The following is a 26247-nucleotide window of genomic DNA, read 5'->3' as shown; positions in this document are numbered from 1 at the left end:
TATGCTAATTTATGAAACAATTATATCATAATTAACATAAAATAACTATAGAAAACATCATAATAAGATATACTAAATACTTGTATTTTACAATTATTTGTCACATAATTATATATTAAATTTAATTTTCAGTAAAATATTTCAATTACAATAAAACCTTTGATTATTAAATTTTATACTGTTATACTTTTTTTGAGGTGTTTATATGACAGATTTAAATATGTTAACTAAATGTAATCTTTGTATAAGAAATTGTAATATTAATAGATATGAAAAAACAGGTGCATGTAATAGTGGTAAAAATATCAAAATTGCTAGAGCTGCTCTTCACTTCTATGAAGAACCTTGTATATCAGGCAAAAACGGATCAGGTACTGTATTCTTTTCTAATTGCAATTTAAAATGTGTATTTTGTCAAAATAGTGATATTTCACAAGATGGAAATGGTATCGAGATATCTATAGAACGTTTATCAGAGATTTTTTTAGAACTTCAACACAAAGGAGCCAATAATATAAACTTAGTTACACCAACATCCTATGTTCCACAAATCATAGAATCTTTAAAAATTGCAAAATCTAATGGTTTAAAAATTCCTATTATATATAATACAAATTCAATTGATTCATTAGATACAATAAAATCTTTAAATGGTTTAATCGATGTATATTTACCTGATTTTAAATATTTTGATGATAAATATGCAAAAAAATATTCAAAGGTATCTAACTACTCTAAAAATGCATTAAATGTTATTAAAGAAATGGTTAAACAAACAGGTAAACCCATATTTAATAATGACGGACTAATAACTAAAGGTGTAATAATTCGCCACTTATTATTACCTGGATTATTATTTGATTCAAAAAAAGTAGTAGATTTGATTTATAGTACATTCAAAGATGATATATATATATCATTAATGAATCAATACGTTCCTTTATTTGAAGCTTATAAATATCCTGAGATAAATAAAACTTTAAATCCTAAATTATACGATTCACTAATAGACTATGCTTTATCTATAGGCATAAAAAATGGATTCATTCAAGGTGAAGGTTCTAACTCAATAGAGTTTATCCCAAAATTCAACAACGAAGGCTGTTAATAGCTGAGACTGTAGTAGATTATATCTTTCTACAGTCTTAGCTTCTTTTTATTTATATATTTCTTTATTATAAATAGATAAAGGATAGCTAATTAAACTATCCCCATTTTGCTAATTACTCCATCTATAATTTGCTTTTTCTTTTGATCTAGGTACTCACCATAGTATTTTGCTTCATCCTCAATAGTTAACGCAGAAACCACTTCTTCATCAATTTCTGATAAAACAATTTTATTAATATCTAATCTATATCTTTTAGATATAGTATTATATATTTCGTTATACTCTTCTAGTCCTCTACATTTTTTATATTTTCTAATTAATGAATCAAGTGATGTATCATATTTTTTTATTTTAAATACAATTGATTGTAATGCTTTTGATTTATTCTTTAAAAAATATATTTCATAGGCTTGTTTCTTTTTTAATAGTTCTTGAATACTGTAACTATTATTATTTACATCAAATTTAACAACTTCTCCATTAAAAGCTTTCTCTAGTATCAATTGAAGTAATGTATCATTATTTGTATTTTCCCCATTTAAATATGAAGTACCTCCAACAATTTCAAGTGATTTTTTTAATAAATTTATTTTTTCATCTAATACTCTAGTATTTAAGTCCATTTCCATCCTCCGTAAAATTAAATAATATACTTTTCTTTTTTATCTTAGAAAATATATTTGCTAGTATTAAGATTATACAAGATTCTATGATGTTTTGTAAAATGTATTTATTAATTTTTATAGGATATTACAATATTATTTTACTAAAATATAAGTTATAATCAATATGAATTTATCTGAAGAGAGGTTGTATATATAAAAGTTAAATGTATAAATAATACTTTATGTGATAGTCTTACTATAAATAAAGAATATTATGTTATTGAAGAGGGTACTGAATATTATGTAATAGTTGATGATTTACAAAATGAAACAACTTGTAAAAAATCAAGATTTACAGTTATTGAAGATGGAGATTTAGTCAAAAAATGTAAAGCTACAATTCACGAATTAAATCACCAATTAAATAACAATTTTGATTATATTAAATCCTTTGTAATTAGAAAAAATTCTAAGGGAGAAATCAAAGAAGTTATAATAAAATTTAAATACGATAAGTAAAAATAATAAAGGATATGTACAAGCTATATACATATCTTTTATTATTTTTCATTTAAACTCTAAAATTCTATCTTAAAAAAGGTTAAAAAGAAATTTTATACACATGTTTTTTAAATTATTAATAATATATCATATACTTTTATTTTCTTAACTTAGGGGATGATAAATTGGAAAACTTTAAACTTTTGACTCTTGAAGATAAAGACTTATTTAAGAATTATGAAAATATTATTGATACAAAATCTTATGAATATTCATTTGTTTCATTATATTTATGGCGTAACTTAAGCAACACTAAATTTTCAATTATTGATAACTGTTTAGTAATAAATAAAAATGAACCATCTAAAGGAAATTTTTTTATGATGCCCTATGGTTATAAAAAAGAAAATCTTCAAGAACTAATAGAAAAACTAAAGATTATTTGTCCTACTAATAACATTTATTTACTTGGTGATATTGAAGACACATTTATAAACGATTTGAAAAAATATACTAATCTAAACTATAGAATTATAGAAGATAGAAATGATTATGAGTATATATACAATACTAAAGACTTAATTGATTTACAAGGAAAAAAATATCACTCTAAAAAGAATCAATATAACTATTTTGTTAAAAATTATGATTATACTATTTCAACAGTGGATTCTCTTAAGAAAATTGAAGATTGTATAGGACTATTAAAAAAATGGCATAATGACAACTATGTCTGCTGCGAAGAAATGAGTATAGAAATTTCTGCAATTGAAGATATTCTTCTTAAATTAAATGAATTAAATTTAAGCTCAATATGTATATATGTTAATAATAACTTAGTTGGATTTTCTATTGGTGAAACATTTAAAAACACTGCGATAATTCATGTTGAAAGATGTAATAAAGAGTATAAAGGCGTTTATTCATTTATTAATAGAGAATTTTTAATACGAAATTTTAGTTCTACCACTTTTGTTAATCGAGAAGAGGATTGTGGTTCTACGGGACTAAAAAAAGCAAAATTATCATATCACCCTGTAGAAGTATTAAGGAATCTCTCATAGCTCTTTAGCCTTAAATACGTTTTTACTATTTAATGTTTAAATATAATTATTAACAAGAGCCTAATATGATATAAATATATCATATTAGGCTCTAATTTTATTTAGCTTTAATTATCTTAAAACTGCACCTAGTTTATGCTCTAAAGCTTTTAATATCTTATCGTGAACTTTGGCAATATCTTTATCTTCTAAAGTTTTCTTTTCATCTCTATACGCTATTGCATAAGCTATAGATTTCTTTCCTTCTGGTATTTGTGCACCTTTGTATATATCAAATAATTGAACTTTTTCTACTAAATTTCCACCGGCTTTTCTTATAGTTTCTTCTATTTCAGCAACTAATATAGAATCATCACATAATAAAGCTATATCTCTAGTAACTGCTGGGAATTTTGGAAGTGGCTTATATGTCTTTGTTGTACTTGAAGCTTCAAATAAAGCATCTAAATCAAGTTCTGCAACATAACAATCAACGTCTATTCCATAATTTTCAGTTACATCAGGATGAATTTCCCCAAATACACCTACCTTCTTATTTCTTACCATAAGAGCAGCTGTTTTTCCTGGATGATAACTTGGGTTTTCACTTTCTCTAACATACTTAGCTTTAGCTATTCCTAATCCATCAATTACATTTTCAACTATACCTTTAAGATCTAAATAATCACAATCTCCATAAATACCGATAGTTAAAATATTCTTTTCTGTAGGTAATTTAGTTTCATCTTCATTCGGAATGTAAACTCTTCCAATTTCAAATAATCTTACATAGTCATTATTTCTTGAATAGTTTCTTCCTAAAGATTCCATAATTGAAGGTAAAGTAGTTGTTCTCATAACGCTGTAATCTTCACCTAATGGATTTTTTATTTTAACTACATTTCTTAGTTCGCTATCAGCAGGTATATTAACTTTATCAAACACCTTAGGCGATACAAATGAATAACTAATAGATTGATTAATACCGCTACCAACCATTACTTCTATTACTTTATCATTTAATAATTCATTCTTGTGTTTTGGTTCTCTTTCAGTTGAAACCTTAAATATAGTTGTAGGAATTTTATCATATCCATAAATTCTTGCAACTTCTTCTGCAATATCTTCTTTTATAGCAATATCTATTCTAAATGTTGGAATAGTTATAACTAAATCGTCCCCTTGTAATTCTGCTTTTAAATCTAATGAATCTAAAGCACTCTTCATTTCCTCTTTAGAAATTTCAGTTCCTAAGAATTTATTTATCCAATTAGAATCTACAGTTATAGAACCTTCTTCTTTTACAGCATTATAAACATCGATAGTTCCTTCCATAACTTCACCGCACCCTAATTCACAAATTAAAGCACAAGCTCTGTCTATTGCAAGTTTTGCTAAGTTTGGATCTATATCTTTATCAAATCTTGAAGAACTTTCTGATCTTAAGTTTAACTTTTTAGAGCTAACTCTTATGTTAGTTCCTTCAAAGTTTGCAGACTCAAATATTACTTCTGTAGTATCATCTTGAATTTCTGAATTTAGTCCACCCATAATTCCTGCTACTGCAACTGATTTAGAACCATCTTTAATCATTAATATGCTTGAATCTAATTCTCTTTCTATTTCATCTAAAGTTGTGAATTTTTCGCCATCTAAAGCTCTTTCAACAACAATAGTCTTACTTTCTATTTGTCTTGCATCAAATGCATGCATTGGTTGCCCTAGCTCTAACATTACAAAGTTAGTAATATCAACTATATTATTTATAGGTCTAACCCCTGCTTCTAAAAGTCTTTCTTGCATCCAACTTGGTGACGGTTCAACTTTAACATTCTTAACACCTTTAGCCATATATCTTCTACATAACTCATCATTAACTTCAACTTTTAATTCATCGTTAATATTAGAAGAACATTTAGCTTCATAATTAAAGTTTGGCATTTTATAAGATGTTCTTAAAGTCGCAGCTGCTTCCCTAGCCATACCAACTATACTTAAGCAATCCGGTCTATTTGAAGTTATTTCAAAATCTAATATAGCCTTATTTAATCCTAAGTATTCTTTAATATCCATTCCTAGTGGAGCATCTTCTGGTAAAATCATTAATCCGTGTACTGGCTCATCTCCAGCAATTCCAAGCTCTTCTTCAGAACAGAACATACCGTTAGATACTACACCTCTCATTTTACCTTTCTTAATTTCAGTTCCATCAGCTAAAATTGACTTATGAAGAGCAACTGGTACTATATCTTGCTCTTTCATATTAGTTGCAGCTGTAACTATTTGAATTTCTTCATCTGCACCTATATTAACTTGACAAACATTTAATCTATCTGCATCTGGGTGCTTTTCTATTTTTGTAATTTTACCAGTAACAACATTTTTTATATTATCACCTTGTATAATAACCTCTTCTAAAGCTGATCCTGAAAGAGTTAATTTATCTCCTAATGTATGTGGATCTACGTTAATTTCAGCGTAGTCCTTTAGCCAATTATATGGTACTTTCATCTTACTTTACCTCCTAATTAAAATTGATTTAAAAATCTCATATCACTTTCATATAATGCTCTTATATCATCAATACCGTACTTAAGCATAACCATTCTATCTACACCAAAACCAAAAGCAAATCCGCTGTAAACTTCTGGATCAATTCCACAGTTTCTTAAAACATTCGGATGAACCATTCCACAACCTAAGATTTCAATCCATCCGCTTCCTTTACAAACTCTACATCCTTTTCCTTCACATACAAAACAAGTTGCATCCATTTCAGCTGATGGTTCAGTAAATGGGAAATGGTGAGGTCTAAACTTAGTTACAACCTTATCTCCAAACATCTTTTTAGCAAATAATTCTAAAGTTCCTTTTAAGTCTGCAAAAGTAACTCCTTTATCAATTACTAAACCTTCCATTTGATAGAATATTGGTGAATGTGTTGCATCTACAGCATCTGATCTATAAACCTTACCTGGAGATATCATCTTTATTGGCGGTTCTTGACTCTCCATTGTTCTAATTTGAATTGGAGAAGTTTGAGTTCTTAAAACTATATTATCATTAATATAGAAAGTATCTTGCTCACTTCTTGCTGGATGATCCTTTGGAATATTTAAAGCTTCAAAGTTATAATGATCAAGTTCAACTTCTGGACCATCTTCTATACTAAATCCCATTGATATAAATATTTCCTTCATTCTTTCTAATGTTAAATCAAGTGGGTGTCTCTTACCTATAACTTGCTTTTTACCTGGAAGAGATATATCTATAACTTCACTAGCAAGTTTAGCATTTTTTTCTTTTTCCTTTATTTTAGTAACAGCTTCCTCTAATTTTGCTTCGACTTCATTTTTAGCTTCATTAACTAACTTACCAACTACTGGTCTTTCTTCTGGAGTTAATGAACCCATTCCTCTTAATATTGTAGTAAGTTCACCTTTTTTACCAAGGTATTTTACTCTTATTTCTTCTAATGTAGTACTGTTTTCTGCAGTAGATATTTCATTAAAAGCAGCTTCTTTTATTGCTAATAATTTTTCTTGCATTTTTGGTTCTCCCTTCTTACTTTAATAAAATTTTAATGGGGTTTTATCTTATTAAAAATATTTGTTATATTAATTATTCATAAACAATTGTATATTCTTATAAAATTTCCCATAAAAAAAGGATACTCAGTCCCACAAAGGGACGGAATATCCGCGTTACCACCCTAATTGATATTAGTTAATATAAAATTATACTAACTTTAATATCCATCTTAATTTAAATAACGGCTTTACCCGCTAACCACTACTATTATTTCACAGCTAGGACTCCTGAGGGAACTTCAATATAAATTCCTGTAAAAAGACTTACAGTCTAAGGTCTTTTCTCCCTGTACACTTCATTATATCTACTTTCTCATTCATTGTCTTTAAATATTCATTTACAACTAATTATACAAATATCCAACATTTTTTTCAATACTTTGTTTAAATTTTGTTTTTACAAAGACTTTGTCTAACTTTTTCAAATAAAATAATCGAAGTTGCTACCCCAACATTTAATGATTCTGCACCACCTGGCATAGGAATCTTCACCTTCTTATCTGCTAATGAGAAAATTTCATCACTTATTCCATTTCCTTCATTTCCAACAGATAATATTATTTTCCCACTTAAGTCTTCATCAAAAAAGTTTTTAGATTCCTCTAATGATGTTGCTACTAAACTAAAATCGTTACTTTTTAATTTATTTAAAAAGCTTAAATCATTATCGTAAATAATTGGAGTATAAAATATTGATCCCATAGTAGATCGTATAGTCTTATCATTATATATATCTACTGTCCCTTTAGTTAAAATAATTCCACTTACACCAGCTGCATGAGCAGTTCTTATTATAGTCCCTAAGTTACCTGGATCTTGAACTTTATCACATAATAAATAAAAATCACCTTTTATATCATCTATAGAATTATTTATATTTACCACTGCAATAATCCCTTGTGTATTTTCAGTAGCAACTAATTGTATAAACAGCTCATTTTTCATTTCATATATTTTAATATTATCCATATATTCATTTAAATAATCATTTAATTTATCTTTTCCATTTTCATTTACTATTAAATATTCAATATTACACTTTGCTTTAAATGCTTCTTGAACTAATCTAAATCCTTCAATTATATATTTATTTTCTTTAGTTCTATACTTTCTTTCTTTTAATTTTTTTGTATATTTAAATAATGTATTTTCTTTACTTTCGATTAAAATCAAATCTACACCTCTTACTTTTGTTTAACCAACATATCTTCTAAATTTGCCAAATCTTCTGTAGAGCCAATTGCTACAATTATATCTTTATTTGATATTACATCATCTGCATTAGGTGAAATATTTATACTTTCTCCCTTTTTAATAGCCATAATGGTTATACCATATCTACTTCTTAATTTCAATTGATTTAAAGTTTTTCCATCCCATTCATCTAAAACTCTAAGTTCCATTATACTATAGTCCGGTGAAAGCTCTATAAAATCAAGTATACTAGCTGACACTAAATTATGTGCAACTCTTACTCCCATATCCTTCTCTGGTAAAACAACTCTATCAGCACCTATTTTATATAATACTTTTGCATGTAAGTCACTTTGACCTTTTGCAATAATATATTTTACCCCAAGTTCTTTAACTAATAAAGTTATCATTACACTGGCTTGTATGTTAGAACCAATAGTAACAACTGCAACATCGAAGTTTCTAAGTCCAAGTGTTCTTAGTGCTGATTCATCAGTTGCATCCATTTGAACTGCATGTGTTACAGAGTCTGAAATCTCTTGTACTGAATCTTCATCCATATCTATAGCTAATACATCATGTCCCAATGAATATAATGTCTTAGCTACTGATTCACCAAATCTTCCTAATCCTATAACTACAAATTGTTTATTATTTGCCATTTTACTTCCCCTAACCTATTAAAATTTTTCCTTCTGGATATTTAACTCCACTGTTAACTCTCTTTTTTGTTAAAGATAATACTACTGTTAATGGACCAACTCTTCCTAAATACATAAGTATCATTATTAATACCTTCCCTATATTGCTAAGCTCTGAAGTTAATCCCATACTTAATCCAGCTGTACCAAAAGCTGATGCTGTTTCAAAAATAAGTGATATAAAACTAGCACCTTTTTCTGTATATGATAATAACATAGTTGCTGTAATTACAAGTCCTGCACCTAAGAAAAATAATGTAAATGCTCTATATACTAGATCTTTTGAAAATCTCCTATTAAATACTTCGGTATCCTCTCTACCCTTGATAACACAAATTACAGTAATAAACAAAACACCTATTGTTGTTGTTTTAATTCCACCTGCCGTTGAACCAGGTGATCCACCTATAAACATTAAAATTATTGTCAAAAATATACCTGCAGTGGTCATTCCATCAATAGGTATACTATTAAATCCTGCTGTTCTTGGAGTAACTGATGCAAAAAATGAATTCATAACTTTATCAATAAAAGACATATTTGCAATAGTATTTGGATTTTTATGTTCAAATACAAACATTAATGCAGCTCCTCCAAATACTAATATTGTAGTCACTAGTATTACCATTTTTGAATGAAGTGATATTCTTCTTAAGCTCTTAGAATTATATAATTCACTCCAAACTGTAAATCCTAGGCCTCCAATTATTATTAATGCAGAAGCTACTATAATAACAACAATATTAGAATTATATCCCGTTAAACTGCTATAGTTGCCAAAAATATCAAATCCAGCATTACAAAATGCAGATATTGAGTGGAATACACTATAAAACATCCCTTTACTTAAACCATACTGTGGTATAAATTGCGTTGAAAATAATAACGCTCCAAAGAATTGAACAGATACTGTAAACATTAGAACGTATTTAACCATTCTAACTAATCCTTGAATATTAAATGTATTCATAGCATCTTGCAGTATAAGTCTTTCTCTTAAGGTAATTTTTTTACCTAATAAAATAGCAATTAATGTAGTAAAGGACATAAATCCTAATCCACCAACTTCAATTAATAACATTATTACTGTTTGGCCTAAAACATTCCAATGCGTACCTGTGTCTACTGTTACTAACCCAGTTACACATACTGCTGAAGTTGCAGTAAATAATGCATCTAAAAAATTAGTGCTTTCTCCACTAGATGAACTAATTGGTAATGATAATATTATACTCCCTATTAATATTACTGCTATAAATCCTAAAGCTAATATTTGTACTCCTTTTAATTTAATATTTTTTCTAAAATTCCAATTCAATTTTTCACCTCCACATTTTTACACATATTTATTATTTTACTCCATTTATAAAAAAATATTATAAAGTTCACCATGTATTTTACCATCTTTGTCTAGTTTTTCATAGATATTCACTATTTTTATATTAATAATAATTTGTAGTATTTGTTATTATTCACTTAAATTATATCTTAAATATATATATAATATATAAAAAAATGCGACAAAAGTCGCATTAATATATAAACTATATTTTTATTTTTGAAGGCATGCATTTTTCACATCCTGCACAATAAAATACTCTATCTCCAAATACATTTACTATAGTTTCTATAAATTCTGGGTTTAAGCATTTATCCTTATTATGAATTACAACTTGTTTGGGTGCATTAGTAATTAAACCACTAATTATTATATCTTCTATTTTAGCCTCTGAATCTATCTTACATTCAGAAAGCTCTTTTATAAATTCACTGAATATATCATTTCCATATTCATCTTTCAATAAATATCCACCATTATCTGTAATATAAATATTTATTTTATAAATTTTACTTTCTTGTATATCAACAAAATACTTTAGTAGTTTAACAAATTCTTTATACTCTTTTTCAACCATATACTCTTCTACCACTTTATCAATTATATCTTCTATATCTTCCCGTAATTCTTTCATTCTAAAGGTTATAAAACCCTTTATATTAATTTCATCATTTTCTTCTAAACATGTTTTTATTTTTTCAATTATTTCATTAATTTTATTCATACAGAAAACAATATTTTCTTCTTTTACACTTTCGTCTCCTTTTAAAACATTCATTATTTTTTCTTCTACTTCAATTATTTCCTCTTGCTTCAAAAAGAAAAATGTATCAGTTAAAAAATTAAATAGTTCTTTTTTTCTATATTGTTCTATAACTACATTATAAAGTATATTACTTATATATAAATATATCATTTTCTTTACTTTTTCATTATAACATTCTTCATTGCACATAATTTTAATCAAATGTGTACTACCTTCACCACTTTCTACAAGACCAATAGTAATATCTTTTTTCTTTAATATTTCCCTAAGTTCTTGTAGTTCCTTGACTAAGTCTAAGTCATTATTATGCACTAATTTCATAACTAGCATGGATTTCACTCCTTTCTTAATATTAGTATGTATTAAAAAATTATCTATATACTTAAAATTTATATGTATTAAAAAATTTGTATATTGATTTTTTAATAAAATTTATTTATCTTATATTTAAGGTATTAATAATGAAATACCTATTGAAATTTACTCACAAGTATAAGCTTGTCTAACTAAATCAAAGATTTAGAAACGTACATATGAAACACCTATTCACATTCGTTCATAGGTGTAAGTTCGTTTGACTAAATCGAAGATTTAGAAACTTACTTAAGGAGATAAAAATGATTTGTTTTGTTGATTACAGAATAAGTGATGAAGAATTACTGTCTTTAAAAAATTTAAATTTTGATATAATAAAGATTCCAAAAGATCACAATCTTTATTCAGCTATTGATGGTCATGTTGATATTCAATTAAATATATTAAATAAATCTAAAAAGGAAATTATAATAAATAAAAATCTTCCTCAAAATTTTAAAGATATTCTAACTGAAAAAAATATAAATTTTATAGAAGCTTCGTCTAGACTATCACATAAATATCCTAATAATATTTCCCTTAACGCCTACATTACTGAAAATTATCTTGTCCACAATTTAAAATTTACCGATGAGATTATATTAAATCATTCAAGGGATAAAAAATTAATAAATATAAAACAAGGTTATAGCAAATGTTCTATACTTCCTATTAGAGAAAATGTAATTATAACTAATGATAATGGTATATATAAGACTTTATTATCTGAGGATTTTGAAATTTTATATTTACCTTTTGGCGATATAATTTTACCAGGCTTAAACTATGGATTTATAGGTGGTGTAGGTGGAATGATCAACGATAATACTATGGCCTTCTTTGGTTCATTAGAGCACTACTCCTTTGGTGAAGAAATTAAAAAATTTCTTTACAAGTATGATGTAAAACCTATTTATCTAAATGATGGAAAGCTAGTAGATAGAGGAAGTTTATTTGTTTTATAACCTCTTATATAATACGTTCTGCGACTTTGATTGTTGATTAAGTATTTAAGCTTTATGTGCTTTTTATGATAAAAATTATAAACTTTTTTATTACATTTTTTTATTTTATATTCTCTATTAATTCATCAAACTTTTATTTAATTTTAACTTATACACCTATATAATAATAAAAAGGAAGTTTTTTTATTAAAACTTCCTTTTTATTATTATAATTTATTTGTTCATTTGGCTTAACATTTCACCAATTTCCTCAGATGTAAAAACATAAGTCTTATTGCAGAAATGGCATTTTAACTCTTCATTTTTTCCTTCTTCATATATTTCTTTTAAATCTTTTTCCCCAATAGATATTAAAGCCTTTTCTACCTTTTCTCTTGAACAATTACAGCTAAATTCTGGTTTCATTTCTTCTAATATTTTAAGATCCATATCTCCAAAGATATAATCTAAGATATCATCCATTGTTTTCCCTTCATTCAACATTGTTGTTAAAGATGGTATTTCTTCCAATCTATATGTTATGATATCTGCTAAAAACTCATCTGCACCTGGTAACATTTGAATTATAAATCCACCTGCAACTTTTATTGAATAATCAGTATCTACTAAAACTCCAAGTGATACTGCTGATGGAGTTTGTTCTGAAACTGTAAAATAATAAGCTAAATCTTCTGCTACTTCTCCTGAATGTATTGGAACTTGACCTACATATGGATCCTTCAGTCCTAGATCTTTTATAACCATTAAGTTACCATTTTTACCTGTATATCCACCAACATCAAGTTTACCATTTGCATTAAGTGGTAAATCACCATATGGATTTCCTATATATCCTTTTACCTTTGCACCTTCATAAGCTGTAACTACTACACCTTCAGCATCTCCGCCACCATTTATTCTTAAAGTCATAACTTCATTTTCAGACTTTAATGTTGCTCCAAGTAGCGCTCCTGCAGTTAACATTCTTCCTAGTGCAGCTGCTGCAACCGGTGTACATTCATGTATAGATCTAGCTGTATCTACTAACTCTGTTGTTGTCCCAGCTATTATTCTTACCATTCCATCCTTAGCCACTGCTCTAATAATTTTATCGCTCATTAATTAATCCTCCATTAACATTTTCTTTTTTACTACATATACAATTCTTTCACTATTTGCTTGTACATCATTTTTTGTATAACCTTCAAATTTATTTATAACTTCTAAATTTGCTTCATTTAAATAGTGTTCTATTTCTTGCTCTTTGTATGCTCTTTCAAAGTGTTCCTCTTCAAATCTTTCATAAAGATCCCCACATTTAACAAAGAAAGTTAAGAACATAGATAATATCTCTTCTTCAAAGGAATTTTCCCATGTATAGAAAACTTCTTCTTCACTATATGTATAGATATTATTACCTAAAATTTCTGATAACTTATAATATGAATTTATATCAAAAATAAATAATCCATTATCTTTTAAATGCTCATGTACTCCACAAAAATAATTTTTTAATCCCTCTACATCTGTTATATAATTTGTAGAATCTAAAACAGAGGTAATTAAATCAAATTTTTTATTTAAACTTAAACTAGTCATATCCTGACAAATTATTTTGCCTCTTATTTTATTGCTTTTTAATTTATCAAAAGCTTCATTTAACATATCTTCTGACAAATCTACACCATATATATTTTTAAAATGCTTTGCTATTCTTACAGTAACATTTCCTGTACCACAAGCAATATCAAGATAATCTTCAAAATTTACATTATTTAAATTACAAATTTCTAATATTCGCTCTACCATACTATCATAATTAATATCTTCGTTTATTAATTCATCATAAATTTTAGCAAATTCTCCATAAGCCATGATATCCCCCCTTACAGTATTTTTAATTCAAATTTAATTAACTATTCGACACAAAATAACATCGATATATAAATTTCTAACATTTATATTACTATGTAATTGAGACTTTAGTCAATCCATTATTTTCTTCCTAGAATTTGATCATTTGTAGGAAGCTTTAATTCTTTTTTTCTACGTGTCATTATTCCTCCTATTCGTCCTGTTTCTTCTGCTGTTAACCCACCCCATCCATACTCATCAACTTTATCTCTTAATCCTAATTCTTCAGCTATTTCATATTTAATTTTCTCTCTAAGCAATTCTTGTTCATTTAATTGTTTATTTGTTTTAATTTTTGATTTTATTATTTTCTTTAGTGGTGTTTTACTCATTATATTTCCCCCTATAAATTTTATATTTAATATTTTCTCCTATAAATATCTATTTATTCATCATATTATTTGTTTCAAAGCACTAAATATTTCATATAATAAATCAGATACGTTTTTTCTATTTTTTACCTTGATAATTTAATGCATAAAAGGTATAATTTAGATAATTAAATAATATTTAGATAGAGGTGCGGTACTTAAGAGTACTACTAAGGATTTAAGCATGTTAAATTAGTATGAAAGGATTTATCGCCGAAGCATATAACAAAAGCTTTAATGTTATATAGCTGGAAGTATGTATAATATGCATATTTCTGTCACATTATTATGTGATGAGCTATCATTTAAGGAAATTTTTATTAAGTTAAATTATACCTTGAGTGCTATGCTCAAGGTATTTTTTTATATAAAAGTATTAAATTTAACAAAGGGGGTTGCTATACAATGTATAATATAGCAATAGTTGGGGCTACAGGAAATGTAGGTAGAAAATTTTTAGAAATATTAGAAGAAAGAAACTTTCCTATTGAAAATCTTTATCTTTTTGCATCAAAAAGATCTCATGGTTCATATTTACCTTTTAAAGGACAAGATTATTTAGTTGAAGAAACATGTGAAGATAATATAAAAAATAAAAAAATCGATTTTGCTTTATTTTCCGCTGGTGGAGATACAAGTTTAAAATATGCTCCTATCTTTGCATCTTATGGTGCTATTGTAATTGATAACTCTAGTGCCTGGAGAATGAATAAAGAAGTGCCACTGGTTGTTCCTGAAGTAAATCCTGAAGATTTAAAATTGCATAAAGGAATAATAGCTAATCCAAATTGCTCAACAATTCAAGCTATGGTACCACTTAAAGTTCTAATTGACAATTATGGAATTAAAAGAATAGTATATTCGACTTATCAAGCAGTTTCTGGTGCTGGTATGCAAGGTATAAAAGATTTAGAAGATGGTTTAAAAGGTATTTCACCAAAAAAATTTCCTTATCCAATAGCAGGTAACTGTCTTCCTCATATTGATGTCTTCTTAGATAATGGTTATACCAAAGAAGAAATGAAAATGATTGAAGAAACAAGAAAAATACTTCATTCACCTAATTTAAAAATAACAGCAACTACTGTAAGAGTACCTGTTTTAAATAGTCATAGTGAAAGTATAAATGTTGAACTTGAAAAATCCTTTAATATTGAAGATATTATAACACTTTTTGAAGAAACTAAGGGGTTAACTGTATATGATAATACTAAAGAATTAAAATATCCTACGGCACTTGATGTAAATGGAAAAGATGATGTCTATGTAGGAAGAATAAGACGTGATTTTAGTGTTGATAATGGTTTAAACCTTTGGGTTGTCGCTGATAACATAAGAAAAGGTGCTGCACTAAATGCAGTTCAAATTGCTGAATATCTAATTAATAACAAATAATTTTTAGGAGGATATATTATGTCTATTTTTACAGGTTCTGGTGTAGCTATAATTACACCATTTACTAAAAGTGGTGTAGATTTTGATAAATTAAAAGAATTATTAGAATGGCATATTAAAGAAGGTACAGATGCAATAGTAATTTGTGGGACTACTGGTGAAGCTACTACAATGACAGAAAGTGAAAAAAAAGAAACTATTAAATTTACTGTAGATGTAGTTAATAAAAGAATTCCTGTAATCGCTGGTACTGGTGGCAATAATACACTATCAGCTATTACAATGAGTAAGTATGCTGAATCTGTTGGTGTTGATGGTTTATTATTAATAACTCCTTATTATAATAAAACCAATGACGAAGGATTATTTATGCATTTTAAGGAAGTAAATGATGTTGTTAATACTCCTATTATTCTATATAACGTTCCAAGTAGAACTAATATGAATATTACGCCAAACATGCTATTAAAATTAAGTAAATTAAAAAATGTCATTGCAATTAAAGAAGCTAGTGGAAACTTTAGTCAAATTGCTAAAATGAAATCTATTTGTCCGGATATAGATATATATTCAGGTAATGATGATCAAATTGTTCCTTTATTATCACTTGGAGGTATTGGTGTAATTTCTGTAGCTGCTAATATAATTCCTAAAGTAATTCATGATATGGTGTCTTCATATTTAAATGGAGATACTGAAAAAGCAACTACTTTACAATTAAATTATCTTCAACTAATAAATGATTTATTTATAGAAACAAATCCTATTCCTATTAAAACAGCTCTTAATATAATAGGGAAAGATGTAGGAAATTTGAGATTACCATTATATAAAATGAATGATTCTAATAAAGAAATATTAATAAACACATTAAAAAAATATAATTTGATATAAGGGAGTTAGTTATGGTTAAAATACTTTTAAGCGGTTGTTGTGGAAAAATGGGTACTGTGATAAGAAATGTTATAAATGAATTTCCAAATTTAAAAATAGAAGCAGGTATAGATAAATTTCCTAAAGAAATAGGAATTCCTGTTTTTAAAAACCCATTAGATGTAGATATTGAATATGATGTTTTACTAGATTTTTCTCGTTCTGATGCATTATACGATTTAATAGAATTAACAAAGTTAACCCAAAAACCTATTGTGTTATGTTCTACTGGATATACTGATAAAGATTTGAATTATATAAAAGATGCTAGTACTACTCTTCCTATATTTAAATCTGCTAATATGTCTCTAGGTGTTAATCTTATTAATTCTTTGCTAAAAAAAATTACTCCTTTATTGTATGGTAATTATGATATAGAAATAATAGAAAAACATCATAATCAAAAAGTAGATGCTCCTAGTGGTACCGCCTTATTATTAGCAGATAGTATCCGTGATTCTATTAAAGAAGAAACTAATTATATAAATGGACGTCATGGACAAAAGAAAAGAGAAAAAAATGAAATTGGAATTCATGCTATAAGAGGTGGATCAATTGTAGGTGATCATGATGTCATATTTGCTGGTACTGGTGAAGTAATAGAATTATCTCATAAAGCTATATCAAGAGATGTTTTTGCAATTGGATCATTAAAAGCTTGTGAATATATGTCTAATATTACTACTGCTGGCCTATATAATATGGAAGATGTATTAGGGCTTTAAGCATTGATCCCTTAAAATTAGAATATCTAAATTTAAAAGTGAGATTGTATAAATATATAATCTCACTTTTATTTTAATAAGCAGTTATAATTTAAAAGAATATATCTAAAAAAATAAATTTATTATTAAATTTAACTTTTATTTAATTTATTTATATCTTTATAATAGCATTATTAATAATTTAATAATAAAATGCTAAAAATACGCACTCTGAACATATGTTCTTAACATTTCTTTATAAGCTTATTCCATACTTTTTATTTATATTTTTAATTTTTTTTAGCTTCTCTCCTAAATAATTATATACTTTATTGTTCATATTATTGGCTATACAATATAAACATATTTAATTTTGGATAAATCCATACAAGATTGTACATACTATATTTTGAATAGTCATATATTAGGAGGTAAATCTATGCCAAAAGACAGTCAACCAGATAATAAACAAGCTAGAATGGAAAAGTGTAATTATCAAACACCAATAACTGAAGAGGGACATAATCATAATCCTAATGCTAAACATAAATCAGTTAAACCACAAGGTGTTTCAAGTGAACATTATAATCCAGCAGGAAATTAAATAGAAGGACTATATCTTTTGATATAGTCCTTCTATTTAATTTATTCTTCTATATAAGCATTTTCAAAGTAAACTTGACCTAATGGTGATACAACAACACCTTTAACCTTTGGATTTACAGCCTTTACTTGAGTATAATAATAAATAGGTATTATTGGCATTTCATCCATTAATATATCTTCTGCTTGTCTTAAAATTTCAGATCTTTTTACTGAATCTGTTTCAGCCATAGCTTGTGTAATTAATGAATCATACTCTTCATTTGAGAACTTCGGATCATTATTACCTAATCCAGTCATCCACATGTCTAAGAATGTCATTGGATCAACATAATCTCCAATCCATCCATGTCTAGCAATTTGGAAATTACCATTCTTTCTTGAATCTTGGAATACTGCCCACTCTTGATTAGCAAGTTCTACATTTACACCAATAGCAGCCCACATTTGTTGTATACTTTCAGCAATAAGCTTATTACCTTCATTTGTATTATATAGTAATTCAAATGTTGGTAATCCTTCACCATTTGGATATCCAGCCTCTTCTAATAAGGCTTTAGCTTTTTCAATATTTCCATCCATATCATCAACATCCCAGTATTTCTTATCTGCAAACTCTGTTCCTTCTTCACCGCCTGGGATTCCTTCTGGAACATAGCTATATGCTGGAATTTGTCCACCCATAGTAACATTTTCAACTATTGTTGTTCTATCTATTGCTAATGATAGTGCCTGTCTAACTCTCTTATCACTTAATGCCTTTTGTACATCTTCAGGTAATTTATCAGTATTATTATTTACATTAATAGCATAGAAATAAGTCCCAAGGTAAGGATAAATTTCTACATATCCTTCTTCTTGCCCTGGTTGTATCTCAGCTGTTGGTAGATTTTCTGACATATCAACTTCACCATTTTTAACTGATGCATAAGCTGAAACTTCATCTTCAATCATTCTAAACTTTAAAGTATCTAATTTAACATTATCTTTTCCATAATAATTTTCATTTTTAACAAATACATATGAATCCTTCATATTATATTCTTTTAAAGTAAAAGGACCATTTGAAACATATAATTCTGGCTCTTGTGTCCAAGCATCTGGATTAGCTGAAACTATATCTTCCCTAACAGGCATTAATGTTGGAAATGCTGTTAATTCTAAAAAATAAGTAGTTGGATTCTTTAGTGTAACTTCTAATGTTTCATCATCTAAAGCCTTAACACCAACCTCATCAACAGATCCTGAACCAGTATTATACTCTTCTGCTCCAACTAAATAATATAATTGGAAAGCATAATCTGCTGCTGTATCTGGGTTCAACACTCTCTTCCATGCATACTCAAAGTCTCCAGCTTTAACTTGCTCACCATCTGACCATTTAGCATCTGATCTTAAATGGAAAGTATATACTAAATTGTCTTCACTTACATCATAACTTTCTGCAATTCCAGGAATTGCTTTTTGATTTTCATCTAGTTTCATTAACCCTTCAAATGCATTTGCAATTATTATTGAACCATCTACTGCATTATTTAGAGCTGGATCAATTGTTTTAGTTTCTGCCCCTAAATTATAAACTAATTCCTGTTCACTTTCCGTAGTTTCAGTTGTAGATGATGTTTGGTTATTTTCTGTTTCAGTACTACTATCCCCAGTCTCATTAGAACCACAGCCAACAAGAGAAGTAACTCCTAATGCCAATGCTAGTGCTAATGCACATAGCTTTTTTATTTTGCCTGTTTTCATTGTTTATCCCCCTTTTATTATATAAATATATATAACTTGCTTTAGCAAATTATTATCTTATTTTAAAATAAATGACATGCAACAAAATGACCCTTTTCTAATTCCTTCATTTTGGGTTCTTCTTGGCCACAAATAGCTTTAGCATATCTGCACCTTCCTTTAAATCTACACCCTGGTGGCGGATCTATAGGTGATGGTATATCACCTTCTAATATAATTCTTTTATTTACTTTTGCAATTCTTGGATCTGGAATTGGTACTGAAGATAAAAGTGCTTGAGTATATGGGTGCATTGGATTTGAATAAACTTCTGTACTTGTTCCTTTTTCAACTAATTTTCCTAAATACATAACACCTATATGAGTAGATATATGTTTAACCATAGATAAATCGTGCGCTATAAACAAATATGTCAATTTAAACTCTTCTTGTAATTCTTCAAGCATATTAATAACTTGAGCCTGTATAGATACATCTAAAGCTGATATGGGCTCATCACAAACTATAAATTTAGGTTCTACAGCCAATGCTCTTGCTATACCAATACGTTGCCTTTGCCCACCTGAAAATTCATGTGCATATCTATTTATATGAGATCCATTAAGTCCAACTTTATCTAAAAGAAACCTAATTCTATCATCTCTTTCTTTACCTTTATATAAGTCATGTATATCTATAGACTCTCCAATTATATCTCCGACGGTCATTCGTGGATTTAAAGATGCATATGGATCTTGAAATATCATTTGCATTTGTCTTCTAAAAGGTAACATCTGCTTATCATTAAAATTTGTGATATCTATTCCATCAAATATAATATTACCCTTAGTTGCTTTATAAAGATTTAATACAGTTCTTCCAGTTGTAGTTTTACCACAGCCAGATTCACCTACTAATCCTAATGTTTCTCCTTCATTAATTGTAAAAGAAACATCATCAACTGCCTTGACATAGCTTTCACGTGAAAATAATCCTTTTTTAACTTCAAAATATTTACATAGATTTTTCACTTCTAATAACACTTCTTTTTCAGCCATTAAACGTTCCTCCTAGTATTTTTTCAACTTTTGGTGCATTTTTATGACAAAGCCAACATGCTGATTTATGACCTTCACCTAAATCAAATAATGGCGGTTGATTTTTAAGACAAACTTTCATTGCATAATTACACCTAGCCACAAATGGGCATCCTTCAGGTGGTTTTAATAAATCAGGTGGTTGCCCTTCTATAGGAACTAACTTTTCTTTAATTTCTTGCTTAGGGTTAGGCACACTATTTAAAAGCCCCCATGTATATGGATGTTTACTTCTATAAAATATATCCTCATCGCTTCCTTCTTCAACAATTATTCCACCATACATTACATTAATTCTTGTACAAAGATCTGCAACTACCCCTAAATCATGAGTTATAAGTATAATAGATGTATTTAATTTACTTTTTAAATCTTTCATTAAATCTAATATTTGTGCTTGTATTGTTACATCTAAGGCTGTTGTTGGCTCATCTGCAATTATAAGTTTTGGTTCACATATAAGACTCATTGCAATCATAGCCCTTTGCCTCATTCCGCCTGAAAATTCATGAGGATATTGCTTCATTCTTTTTTCAGGACTTGGTATTCCAACTAAATCAAGCATTTTTATTGCAAGTGCATTTGCTTCTTTTTTTGATATTTTTTTATGTTTAATTAGATGTTCTGTTAATTGATTACCTACTGTATACAAAGGATTTAATGATGTCATCGGATCTTGAAATATCATAGCTAAATCATTACCTCTAATATTTTGCATTTCCTTTTCAGTCATATTAGTAATATCTTTATTATCAAATGAAATTAAATCAGCAGTTATTTTAGCGTTTTTTCCCAACAATCTCATTATAGACATCATACTTACAGACTTTCCACAGCCTGATTCTCCAACAACTCCAAGGGCTTCACCTTTTTCTAAATAAAAGGATATTCCCCTTACAGCTTGAACATCTCCAATATGAGTTTGAAAGGAGGTTTTTAAGTTATTAACTTCTAATAATTTGCTCATTATATTTTCCTCCTATCTTTGATGTTTTGGATCTAATGCTTCTGTTAATCCATCACCTAATAAATTAAATGATAAAATTATTATACAAATCATAAGTGCTGGAAAAAACAATTGATACGGATATCTATAAATAGAATTCATTGCATCATTACAAAGTGTTCCAAGTGATGCTAATGGCGCATTAATCCCTAAACCTAAATAGCTTAAAAAGGCTTCTGTAAATATTGCTGATGGAACAAATAATGTCAATGTTACTATTATTGATCCCATACAATTTGGTATTAAATGTCTTATTAGTATTCTTTTTTTAGATGCCCCTAAAGTTCTAGCTGCAAGGACAAATTCTTGTTGTTTTAATTGAAGTATATCTCCTCTAACTATTCTTGCCATTCCTACCCAATAAGAAATAGAAAGTGCTAAAACTATAGTTCCAACTCCACTTGAACCAATTCCAGCAGCTCTAAAAGCAACCATTATTAATACCACATAAATCATTGTAGGAATTGAATATAGAACATCAACTATTCTCATCATTATATTATCTACTTTTCCACCTACAAATCCAGCAATACCCCCATATAAAACTCCAACAACTAAATTTATCGCTGCTGCTGAAAACCCAATTATAAGTGAGTATCTAGCTCCATACATTACTCTAACAAATATATCTCTTCCAATTGCATCTGTACCAAAAATATGCTGAAGCGTTGGGCCTTGATTATTTAATTTATGATTTGTTTCTGCATAACCATATGGAGATACTATAGGTACTATTATTGCTAATAAAATAACTAATAAAATTATTATTAAAGATATAAGTGCAACTTTATTTGCCTTCAACCTTCTCCAAGCATCTTTCCAATATCCCACACTTGGTCTTACTATTGTTTCAAGCTTTCTTTCTTCTTCATTTAAAGGAGCAAATAACTCTTCCGCAAATTCAAAATCTTCTTTAATTTTTGACTCCATATTTTCTCCCCCTTATCACTTAATCTCATCTAGCTTAATTCTTGGATCTATAAGTACATATATTAAATCAACAATTAAATTGCATGTAACTATAAGTATTGCATAAAATACCACTACTCCAAGTAAAGCTGAATAATCTCTATTTGGTATAGTTGAAACAAATTCTTTACCTAATCCAGGAATATTAAAAATCTTTTCTACTACAAATGAACCTGTTAATATACCAGCAACTAAAGGTCCTAAATACGTTACTACTGGAATCATTGAATTTTTTAATGCATGTTTAAATATAACAACTTTATTACTTAATCCTTTTGCTTTTGCAGTTCTTATATAATCAGATTTTAAAACATCCATAAGCTTACTTCTTGTTAATCTTGTTATGAAAGCAGTAGAACTTCCTGCAAGCGCAATTACCGGCATTATATAACTTTTCCATCCATCAAGTCCTGTGGTCGGTAATAATTTTAAATGACTAGCAAAAACATATATAAGCAAAGCACTAATTACAAAACTCGGAATTGTTATTCCTAAAGTTGCAATAAACATACAAAGTCTATCTGGCCATTTGTTTGCATTTAATGCAGATATTATCCCTAGTAATACACCTATAGTTACTGAAAAAATAACTGCTATACCTCCAACTTTTGCAGATTTAGGAAAAGATACTTTTATTGTATTAGAAACTTGCCTTCCTCTAAATTGCATAGATTCTCCTAAATCACCTTTTAATAAATTAGTAATATACATTAAATATTGCTCGCCCAAAGGTTTGTCCAATCCATATTTAGCTTCAAGATTTGCTTTTATTTGAGGTGTAATTTTATCACCATCAAAAGGACCTCCAGGCATTAATCTAATTAAAAAGAATGTTAAAGTAACTACTACCCAAATAGTTACTAAACTAGATAATATTCTTTTCCCAATATACTTTATCATTTAAACGCCCCCCCTTTTATATTTATTTCCCATATTTATTCAATTGTATTTATATATTATTATATATATTTTCCAAATATTGTCAATAAAGTTTATCAATTATTTCTTTATACTTTTGATAAACTCTTAATATTATTCCTTTTTTTTAATAATATGGAAATGTGTAACTATTAAGAAAACGCTTAAACCTAGATATTTACTTATTTTAAACTTTAAATATCAATGTTTATAAAAATATTTTTTTAATAATTTTTATATAAATATATTACTCTTTCACGTACATTAATACCTTTTTATACTATTCTGTACGAACACTCAATAAAAAATAGTATTATATCCATTGAATATAATACTATTTTTATCACTTTTATATCTTTTTTATAAATGTATTAATTTTATCTAATGCCATATTTAACTCTTCATCAGAGTAACAATAAGATATTCTTATATATCCCTCTCCACCAATTCCAAAAGCACTACCTGGCACACATGCAACCTTTTCTTCATGCAATAGCCTTGTTGCAAATTCTTCAGATGTCATATTAAACTTTTTAATACTTGGAAATACATAAAATGCTCCTTTAGGTTCTACTACTTCAAATTGCATTTCTTTAAGCTTATTTACAACTAAATCTCTTCTTTTTCTAAATATATCCTTCATATAATAAACTTCTTTTAAACCATACTTTAACCCTTCATATACTGCATATTGACAAATTGATGGTGCACATGAAACATTATATTGATGTATTTTCATAATTTCATTCATAAGATTATATGAACATGCAAAATACCCTAATCTTAATCCAGTCATAGAAAACATTTTAGAAAACCCACTAACATATATAATTTTATCTAAAATTTCATTTTCTTGTGCTATACTGTAATATTCCTCATAACATAATGCTTCATAAATTTCATCTGTTATAACAATAATATCATTTTCTCTTATAATTTTAATTAATTGGTCTCTTTCACTTCTAGATAAAATTGCACCAGTAGGATTAGATGGTAAAGATAATACTAAATACTTTATTCTCTCTTCCTTAATTTTTTTCTCTATTTCATTTGTATTAATTTTAAAATTATTATCTAAAGAATAATTTACAACCTCCCCGCCTAAAATTGTAACTATACTCTCATAAGCTGGATATGCAGGAGTAGGAATTAAAACCTTATCCTTATTATTAATTAATGCTGTAAATATACTAAATAATGCTTCACTTCCACCTACTGTAATACAAATATTATCTTCCTTGTACACAATATTTAACTTATTTAAATATTTACAAATCTCTTGTCTTAATTCTAGTATCCCAGCATTACTAGTGTATGTAGTCTTATTATTTTCTATTGCCTTTTTTAACCCATTTTCTATTGCCATTGGTAATTTAAAATCTGGTTGTCCTAATGTTAATGAAATAGCCCCATCTACTTTTTGAACTTCATTATAAAATTTTCTTATTCCTGAAATTTGAACATTACTTAAATTTCTATTCATTTGTTTCGCCCCCTTATATATTAAAATTCTTGATATATAATAATATTTAACTATATATTAATACTTTTTAAACATATTTTTTATTTATTCATTGTATTAATTTTATATTATTGAAATAAAAAGGTAAAGTTTTTTCTATCTTTTTCCTGTTTTCTCTTTTATATCTTATTTTTTTCTATTATAATAAAATTGTCTGTAAAAAAAACTGGGGCATAATGCAGAAAGGATGATTTTATGAATTATAATTTAACAGACCCATATGAAATTGCTAGATTTATTAAAGAATCTAAGAAATCAACACCTGTAAAGGTATATGTAAATGGAGACTTAAGCGATATTTCTGATGAAAATATAGAATTGTATGGTTCAAATAACTTCTACATACTATTTGGTGAATCAGATATAATTACTGAGCTTATTATAAACAATAAGCACAAGATTAAATCTTTTAGAGTAGAAACAGATAGAAGAAATTCTGCTATACCTATGCTAGACTTTTTATCAATTGATGCTAGAATTGAACCTGGTGCAATTATTAGAGATAAAGTCACCATTAAGAAAAATGCAGTAATTATGATGGGGGCAGTTATTAATATCGGTGCTGAAATTGGTGAAGGTACAATGGTTGATATGAATGCAGTAGTAGGGGCACGTGGAAAACTTGGTAATAGAGTTCATCTTGGTGCTGGAGCTGTTGTTGCTGGAGTATTAGAACCACCTAGTAAAGATCCTTGTTATATAGAAGATGATGCAATGATTGGTGCTAACGCTGTTATATTAGAAGGGGTTAAAATAGGTAAGGGATCTGTTGTAGCTGCTGGTTCTGTAGTTGTAGAAGATGTACCAGCAGGAGTTGTAGTGGCAGGAACCCCTGCAAAAATTGTTAAATACGTAGATGATAAAACAAAAAATAAAACTCAAATTTTAGCAGACTTAAGAAAATAAATATAAAAATAATAGGCTATGCAAAATGCATAG

25 protein-coding genes, 1 riboswitch and 1 other annotated feature are annotated in these 26247 nt (G+C 27.6%); of the genes, 9 read left to right on the top strand and 16 right to left on the bottom strand.

Features of this window, described 5'->3' with window-relative positions; all coding sequences use genetic code 11:
• Positions 1-205 precede the first annotated feature (205 nt).
• Positions 206-1108 (top strand): radical SAM protein, encoded by a 903-nt coding sequence (locus tag HMPREF0216_RS12680; protein ID WP_005214898.1) that lies wholly within the window; start codon positions 206-208, stop codon positions 1106-1108.
• 92 nt (positions 1109-1200) lie between these two features.
• Here the strand turns inward: HMPREF0216_RS12680 and HMPREF0216_RS12675 are convergent, their stop codons facing one another.
• A complete protein-coding gene (locus tag HMPREF0216_RS12675) occupies positions 1201-1734 on the bottom strand; it encodes a hypothetical protein (protein WP_040419906.1) in 534 nt (177 codons plus the stop codon).
• Positions 1735-1929: 195 nt separating this feature from the next.
• On the opposite strand from HMPREF0216_RS12675, the gene HMPREF0216_RS17780 reads away from it, so the two are divergent.
• Together HMPREF0216_RS17780 and HMPREF0216_RS12670 are read left to right on the top strand one after the other, a co-directional pair.
• Complete coding sequence (locus tag HMPREF0216_RS17780) at positions 1930-2235, top strand: hypothetical protein (RefSeq protein ID WP_083875430.1); 306 nt, start codon at positions 1930-1932, stop codon at positions 2233-2235.
• A 167-nt stretch (positions 2236-2402) separates the two neighbouring features.
• Positions 2403-3281 (top strand): DUF2156 domain-containing protein, encoded by an 879-nt coding sequence (locus tag HMPREF0216_RS12670; protein ID WP_005214895.1) that lies wholly within the window; start codon positions 2403-2405, stop codon positions 3279-3281.
• Positions 3282-3392: 111 nt separating this feature from the next.
• Here HMPREF0216_RS12670 and pheT read toward each other — a convergent pair whose 3' ends face one another.
• The 6 genes from pheT to ytxC form a co-directional block, all read right to left on the bottom strand.
• A complete protein-coding gene (gene pheT, locus HMPREF0216_RS12665; protein ID WP_005214893.1) occupies positions 3393-5771 on the bottom strand; it encodes a phenylalanine--tRNA ligase subunit beta in 2379 nt (792 codons plus the stop codon).
• 17 nt (positions 5772-5788) lie between these two features.
• Complete coding sequence (gene pheS, locus HMPREF0216_RS12660) at positions 5789-6808, bottom strand: phenylalanine--tRNA ligase subunit alpha (RefSeq protein WP_005214892.1); 1020 nt, start codon at positions 6806-6808, stop codon at positions 5789-5791.
• Positions 6809-6943: 135 nt separating this feature from the next.
• Positions 6944-7180, bottom strand: a binding site (T-box leader).
• A 54-nt stretch (positions 7181-7234) separates the two neighbouring features.
• Complete coding sequence (locus HMPREF0216_RS12655) at positions 7235-8023, bottom strand: TrmH family RNA methyltransferase (protein WP_005214890.1); 789 nt, start codon at positions 8021-8023, stop codon at positions 7235-7237.
• A gap of 11 nt (positions 8024-8034) precedes the next feature.
• Positions 8035-8706, bottom strand: coding sequence for a potassium channel family protein (locus HMPREF0216_RS12650; RefSeq protein WP_005214881.1), 672 nt, complete (start codon positions 8704-8706; stop codon positions 8035-8037).
• 10 nt (positions 8707-8716) lie between these two features.
• On the bottom strand, positions 8717-10063 hold the full coding sequence (locus HMPREF0216_RS12645; protein ID WP_005214879.1) for a TrkH family potassium uptake protein: 1347 nt from the start codon (positions 10061-10063) through the stop codon (positions 8717-8719).
• Positions 10064-10289: 226 nt separating this feature from the next.
• Positions 10290-11180: a putative sporulation protein YtxC gene (gene ytxC / locus HMPREF0216_RS12640; RefSeq protein WP_005214874.1), complete on the bottom strand. Its 891-nt coding sequence runs from the start codon at positions 11178-11180 to the stop codon at positions 10290-10292.
• Positions 11181-11467: 287 nt separating this feature from the next.
• On the opposite strand from ytxC, the gene HMPREF0216_RS12635 reads away from it, so the two are divergent.
• Positions 11468-12169 carry a DUF6873 family GME fold protein gene (locus HMPREF0216_RS12635; protein ID WP_005214872.1) on the top strand — a complete coding sequence of 234 codons (702 nt, stop codon included), beginning with the start codon at positions 11468-11470 and terminating at the stop codon, positions 12167-12169.
• A gap of 213 nt (positions 12170-12382) precedes the next feature.
• Here the strand turns inward: HMPREF0216_RS12635 and hslO are convergent, their stop codons facing one another.
• The 3 genes from hslO to HMPREF0216_RS12620 form a co-directional block, all read right to left on the bottom strand.
• A complete protein-coding gene (gene hslO / locus HMPREF0216_RS12630; RefSeq protein ID WP_005214871.1) occupies positions 12383-13267 on the bottom strand; it encodes an Hsp33 family molecular chaperone HslO in 885 nt (294 codons plus the stop codon).
• Between the two features lie 3 nt (positions 13268-13270).
• Positions 13271-14023, bottom strand: coding sequence for a class I SAM-dependent DNA methyltransferase (locus HMPREF0216_RS12625; RefSeq protein WP_005214870.1), 753 nt, complete (start codon positions 14021-14023; stop codon positions 13271-13273).
• A gap of 119 nt (positions 14024-14142) precedes the next feature.
• Positions 14143-14394, bottom strand: coding sequence for an alpha/beta-type small acid-soluble spore protein (locus HMPREF0216_RS12620; protein WP_005214867.1), 252 nt, complete (start codon positions 14392-14394; stop codon positions 14143-14145).
• Positions 14395-14569: 175 nt separating this feature from the next.
• A riboswitch (Lysine riboswitch) is annotated at positions 14570-14742 on the top strand.
• Positions 14743-14838: 96 nt separating this feature from the next.
• Here HMPREF0216_RS12620 and HMPREF0216_RS12615 point away from each other — a divergent pair.
• The 4 genes from HMPREF0216_RS12615 (at position 14839) to HMPREF0216_RS17395 (ending at position 18069) form a co-directional block, all read left to right on the top strand.
• Complete coding sequence (locus HMPREF0216_RS12615) at positions 14839-15828, top strand: aspartate-semialdehyde dehydrogenase (RefSeq protein ID WP_005214863.1); 990 nt, start codon at positions 14839-14841, stop codon at positions 15826-15828.
• 18 nt (positions 15829-15846) lie between these two features.
• Positions 15847-16722: a 4-hydroxy-tetrahydrodipicolinate synthase gene (gene dapA / locus HMPREF0216_RS12610; RefSeq protein WP_005214862.1), complete on the top strand. Its 876-nt coding sequence runs from the start codon at positions 15847-15849 to the stop codon at positions 16720-16722.
• 11 nt (positions 16723-16733) lie between these two features.
• A complete protein-coding gene (gene dapB / locus HMPREF0216_RS12605; RefSeq protein ID WP_005214860.1) occupies positions 16734-17486 on the top strand; it encodes a 4-hydroxy-tetrahydrodipicolinate reductase in 753 nt (250 codons plus the stop codon).
• A gap of 418 nt (positions 17487-17904) precedes the next feature.
• Entirely contained in the window at positions 17905-18069 is a 165-nt protein-coding gene (locus HMPREF0216_RS17395) for a hypothetical protein (RefSeq protein ID WP_005214858.1), read from the top strand.
• 41 nt (positions 18070-18110) lie between these two features.
• On the opposite strand, the gene HMPREF0216_RS12600 is transcribed toward HMPREF0216_RS17395, so the two are convergent.
• The 6 genes from HMPREF0216_RS12600 to HMPREF0216_RS12575 form a co-directional block, all read right to left on the bottom strand.
• Positions 18111-19817, bottom strand: a complete 1707-nt coding sequence (locus HMPREF0216_RS12600; RefSeq protein ID WP_005214856.1) for a peptide ABC transporter substrate-binding protein — start codon at positions 19815-19817, stop codon at positions 18111-18113.
• Positions 19818-19879: 62 nt separating this feature from the next.
• Positions 19880-20854 carry an ABC transporter ATP-binding protein gene (locus HMPREF0216_RS12595; protein ID WP_005214853.1) on the bottom strand — a complete coding sequence of 325 codons (975 nt, stop codon included), beginning with the start codon at positions 20852-20854 and terminating at the stop codon, positions 19880-19882.
• On the bottom strand, positions 20847-21860 hold the full coding sequence (locus tag HMPREF0216_RS12590; protein ID WP_005214851.1) for an ABC transporter ATP-binding protein: 1014 nt from the start codon (positions 21858-21860) through the stop codon (positions 20847-20849). Before HMPREF0216_RS12590 ends, HMPREF0216_RS12595 begins: the two co-directional genes overlap by 8 nt.
• A gap of 12 nt (positions 21861-21872) precedes the next feature.
• Positions 21873-22829 (bottom strand): ABC transporter permease, encoded by a 957-nt coding sequence (locus HMPREF0216_RS12585; protein ID WP_005214849.1) that lies wholly within the window; start codon positions 22827-22829, stop codon positions 21873-21875.
• 15 nt (positions 22830-22844) lie between these two features.
• Positions 22845-23768, bottom strand: a complete 924-nt coding sequence (locus tag HMPREF0216_RS12580; protein ID WP_005214848.1) for an ABC transporter permease — start codon at positions 23766-23768, stop codon at positions 22845-22847.
• Positions 23769-24135: 367 nt separating this feature from the next.
• Positions 24136-25269, bottom strand: a complete 1134-nt coding sequence (locus HMPREF0216_RS12575; protein ID WP_005214846.1) for a pyridoxal phosphate-dependent aminotransferase — start codon at positions 25267-25269, stop codon at positions 24136-24138.
• A 234-nt stretch (positions 25270-25503) separates the two neighbouring features.
• On the opposite strand from HMPREF0216_RS12575, the gene dapD reads away from it, so the two are divergent.
• Entirely contained in the window at positions 25504-26214 is a 711-nt protein-coding gene (gene dapD, locus HMPREF0216_RS12570; protein ID WP_005214844.1) for a 2,3,4,5-tetrahydropyridine-2,6-dicarboxylate N-acetyltransferase, read from the top strand.
• Positions 26215-26247 lie beyond the last annotated feature (33 nt).

The organism is Clostridium celatum DSM 1785 (assembly GCF_000320405.1).
GTDB lineage: Bacteria > Bacillota > Clostridia > Clostridiales > Clostridiaceae > Clostridium > Clostridium celatum.
This window is presented reverse-complemented; position numbering and strand designations above follow the sequence as displayed.